This window comes from Mycobacterium parascrofulaceum ATCC BAA-614 (genome assembly GCF_000164135.1).
Taxonomy (GTDB): Bacteria; Actinomycetota; Actinomycetes; order Mycobacteriales; family Mycobacteriaceae; genus Mycobacterium; species Mycobacterium parascrofulaceum.
In genome coordinates this window covers 1,843,630-1,847,721 of the sequence record NZ_GG770553.1, presented here as the reverse complement: position 1 = coordinate 1,847,721, position 4,092 = coordinate 1,843,630, and the positions used below count along the sequence as shown (strand labels likewise).

Annotated in this window: 3 protein-coding genes; all 3 read right to left on the bottom strand. The window is 67.5% G+C overall.

The features are described 5' to 3' along the window. Positions 1-2,724, bottom strand: a 2,724-nt coding sequence (secA, locus tag HMPREF0591_RS08655; protein WP_007168104.1) for a preprotein translocase subunit SecA, incomplete at its 3' end; no start/stop codon positions are given. 94 nt (positions 2,725-2,818) lie between these two features. Further along, a complete protein-coding gene (gene hpf / locus HMPREF0591_RS08650) occupies positions 2,819-3,493 on the bottom strand; it encodes a ribosome hibernation-promoting factor, HPF/YfiA family (RefSeq protein WP_040621439.1) in 675 nt (224 codons plus the stop codon). A gap of 323 nt (positions 3,494-3,816) precedes the next feature. Continuing rightward, the coding region (locus tag HMPREF0591_RS08645; RefSeq protein WP_007168101.1) for a ComF family protein at positions 3,817-4,092 on the bottom strand (276 nt) is incomplete at its 5' end.

Genomic DNA, 4,092 nt, shown 5'->3' with positions numbered 1-4,092 from the left:
GGCCGGCGTCTTGGCGTCGCCGCCGTTGCGCTGCACCTGCGCCGAGCCGTCCTCCGACGGGCCCGAGTAGGTCAGCGCGGGCCGTTCGTCGTCGATGCCCTTGGCCTGCAACACGGTTCGGGGCTCCTCGCGCGCCTCGACGGGCGCCTCCTGCTCCGGCTGCTTGCCGAGGTCGGCCAAACCCTCGGGCACGGCGACCGGGGCGACCTGCGGGGCGGGTACCGCCTCGACGGTGACGTTGAACAGGAAGCCGACCGACTCCTCCTTCATGCCGTCGAGCATCGCCATGAACATGTCGTAACCCTCGCGCTGGTACTCCACCAGCGGGTCGCGCTGCGCCATCGCGCGCAGCCCGATGCCCTCCTTGAGGTAGTCCATCTCGTAGAGGTGCTCGCGCCACTTGCGGTCGATGACGTTGAGCAGCACGTTGCGCTCCAGCTGCCGCATCGCCCCCTCGCCGGCGATCTCTTCCAGCTCGGCTTCCCTTGCGGCATAAGCGCGTTCGGCGTCCTTGAGCAGTTCGTCGAGCAGCTCCTCGCGGGTGAGATCGTCACGCTCGGAGTCGCCGTCCAGGCGCATCAACTTCTCGTGGTCGATGCCGACCGGGTACAGCGTCTTGAGCGCCGTCCACAACGCCTCCAGGTCCCAGTCCTCGGCGTAGCCCTCGGCCGTCGCGCCGTCGACGTAGGCGGTGACCACGTCGCGGACCATGTCCAGCGCCTGCTCCTTGAGGTTCTCGCCCTCCAGGATGCGGCGGCGCTCGGCGTAGATCACCTTGCGCTGCTGGTTCATCACCTCGTCGTACTTGAGGACGTTCTTTCTGACCTCGAAGTTCTGCTGCTCGACCTGGGTCTGGGCGCTCTTGATCGCGCGGGTGACCATCTTGGCCTCGATCGGCACGTCGTCGGGCAGGTTCAGGCGGTTGAGCATCGCCTCGAGCGCGGCGCCGTTGAACCGGCGCATGAGCTCGTCGCCCAGCGACAGGTAGAAGCGGGACTCGCCCGGGTCGCCCTGCCGGCCGGAGCGGCCGCGCAGCTGGTTGTCGATGCGGCGCGACTCGTGCCGCTCGGTGCCCAGCACGTACAGGCCGCCGGCCTCGATCACCTCGGCGGCCTCCTTGCCGGCCTCCTCCTTGACCTTGGGCAGCTCGGAGTGCCAGGCCGCCTCGTACTCGTCGGGGGTCTCCACCGGATCGAGGCCGCGCTCGCGCAACCGCTGGTCGGTGAGGAAGTCGACGTTGCCGCCCAGCACGATGTCGGTACCGCGGCCGGCCATGTTGGTGGCCACCGTGACCCCGCCGCGGCGGCCCGCCACGGCGACGATCTGCGCCTCCTGCTCGTGGTACTTGGCGTTGAGCACGTTGTGCGGGACGCGACGCTTCTGGAACTGCCGGGACAGGTACTCGGAGCGCTCGACGCTGGTGGTGCCGATCAGGACGGGCTGGCCCTTCTCGTAGCGCTCGACGACGTCGTCGACCACGGCGATGTACTTGGCCTCCTCGGTCTTGTAGATCAGGTCGGAGCAGTCGGTGCGGATCATCGGCTTGTTGGTCGGGATCGGCACCACGCCCAGCTTGTAGATCTCGTGCAGCTCGGCCGCCTCGGTCTGGGCGGTCCCGGTCATCCCGGCGAGCTTGTCGTAGAGCCGGAAGTAGTTCTGCAGCGTGATGGTGGCCAGCGTCTGGTTCTCGGCCTTGATCTCGACGTGCTCCTTGGCCTCGATGGCCTGGTGCATGCCCTCGTTGTAGCGGCGGCCGTACAGGACGCGGCCGGTGAACTCGTCGACGATCAGCACCTCGCCGTCGCGGACGATGTAGTCCTTGTCGCGGTTGAACAGCTCCTTGGCCTTCAGCGCGTTGTTGAGGTAGCTGACCAGCGGGGAGTTGGCGGCCTCGTAGAGGTTGTCGATGCCGAGCTGGTCCTCGACGAACTCGACCCCGAGCTCGTGCACGCCGACGGTGCGCTTGCGCAGGTCCACCTCGTAGTGGACGTCCTTTTCCATCAGCGGGGCCAGCCGGGCGAACTCGAGGTACCAGTTGGAGGCGCCGTCGGCGGGTCCGGAGATGATCAGCGGGGTGCGCGCCTCGTCGATCAGGATGGAGTCGACCTCGTCGACGATGGCGAAGTTGTGGCCGCGCTGCACGAGGTCGTCGAGCGAATGCGCCATGTTGTCGCGCAGGTAGTCGAAGCCGAACTCGTTGTTGGTGCCGTAGGTGATGTCGGCGTTGTAGGCGACGCGGCGCTCGTCGGGCGTCATCTGCGCGAGGATCACGCCGACGTCCAGACCGAGGAACCGGTGCACCCGGCCCATCCACTCGCTGTCGCGTTTGGCCAGGTAGTCGTTGACCGTGACGACGTGCACGCCCTTGCCGCCGATGCCGTTGAGGTAGGCCGGCAACACCGAGGTCAGCGTCTTGCCCTCACCAGTCTTCATCTCGGCGACGTTGCCGAAGTGCAGCGCCGCCGCGCCCATCACCTGCACGTCGAACGGGCGCTGGTCGAGCACCCGCCAGGCCGCCTCCCGGGCCACCGCGAACGCCTCGGGCAGCAGGTCGTCGAGGCTCTCGCCGTCGGCGTGCCGCTTCTTGAACTCGTCGGTCTTGGCCCGCAGCTCCGCGTCGGTCAGCTTCTCGACCTCGTCGGACAAGGTGTTGACATAGTCAGACACCCGCTTGAGACGCTTGAGCATGCGGCCTTCGCCGAGGCGCAGCAACTTCGACAGCACGGTGTTGTCCCCTGTTGGTAGGAGTCTCTTCTCTTTGAGCGACTCCCATGGTAGGTGACAACCCCGCAAAGGCCGGGTCGCCGCCTGGAGACCGTCAGGAGAGCCTGATCAGCCCGTAGTCGTAGGCGTGCCGGCGGTAGACCACGCAGGGCCGCTCGGTCTGCTTGTCGTGGAAGAGGAAGAAGTCGTGCCCGACGAGCTCCATCTCGTAGAGCGCGTCGTCGACCGTCATCGGGGTGGCCGGGTGCTCCTTGGTCCGCACGATCCGGCCGGGCTCGTGGTCGGTCTCGGCGCCGTCGACTCCGTGCTCGGCCGGCGGTTCGGGCAGGCGTTCCCGCGGCGGTGGCGGCACGACCGCGGTGGCGGCGGCCAGCGACACCGGCGTCTTGTCGCCGTAGTGGACCTTGCGGCGGTCCTTGACGCGGCGCAGCCGGTTCTCGAGCTTGTCCACCGCGGACTCGAACGCCGCGTAAAAGCTGTTGGCGCAGGCCTCCGCCCGGCTCACCGGTCCGCGGCCGCGGGCGGTGATCTCCACGCGTTGGCACGACTTGCGCTGACGCCGGTTCGGCGCGTGTTTGAGCTCGACATCGAAGAGATAGATGGAGCGATCGAACCGCTCGAGGCGGGCGAGTTTCTGGGAGACGTACAGACGGTAGTGGTCGGGGATTTCTACGTTGCGGCCCTTGAATACGACTTCGGCGGTGGTCGTCGGTTGAACTTGGCCGTCGGTTTGCGTCGGCGGTTGGTCAAGAATTTGACCGGAATCCACGGATAGCCTTGACATACGTGACAACTCGTTTCTCTTTCACGTCGCACGCGACCTGCGTGCCCGGCTTGCTGACGACGCGCCGACGAGGTGGGGAGAGCGGGTGATCAGATACGTCACCGCCGCAGGCTGCTCGCCGATGCAAGGTGTCGAATACTCACCCCTTCCCGAAAGTGGGGTCTCAACCTGCGAATGTCGCGACCAGTGAGTCAGACCAGTGAGTTGATTAACGTTGTCCTCGACGTTAGCTCTTGTTCGCCTCGCCATGCCACTGATTTCGCGGAGCTGTTGCGAGTTCTTCACATACTCTTGGCGGCCGCACAGCCTCACGCGACGGCGAGCGTCAGCACGGCGGTGACGCGGACGCCGGCGGCGCGCAGCACCCGCACCGACTCGCGTGCCGTCGCCCCGGTGGTGACGATGTCGTCGACCACCAGGACCTCGGTGCCCGGCCGCGTTCCGCGCAGCAGCACCCGGCCGGCGACGTTGCGCTCGCGGGCGGTGCTGCCCAGCCCGACCGAGTCGCGGACCAGCGCCCGCAGCCGCAGCACCGGGGCGACGGCGATGTCGGGGTGGCCGGCCACCGCGCTGCGCGCGAGCCG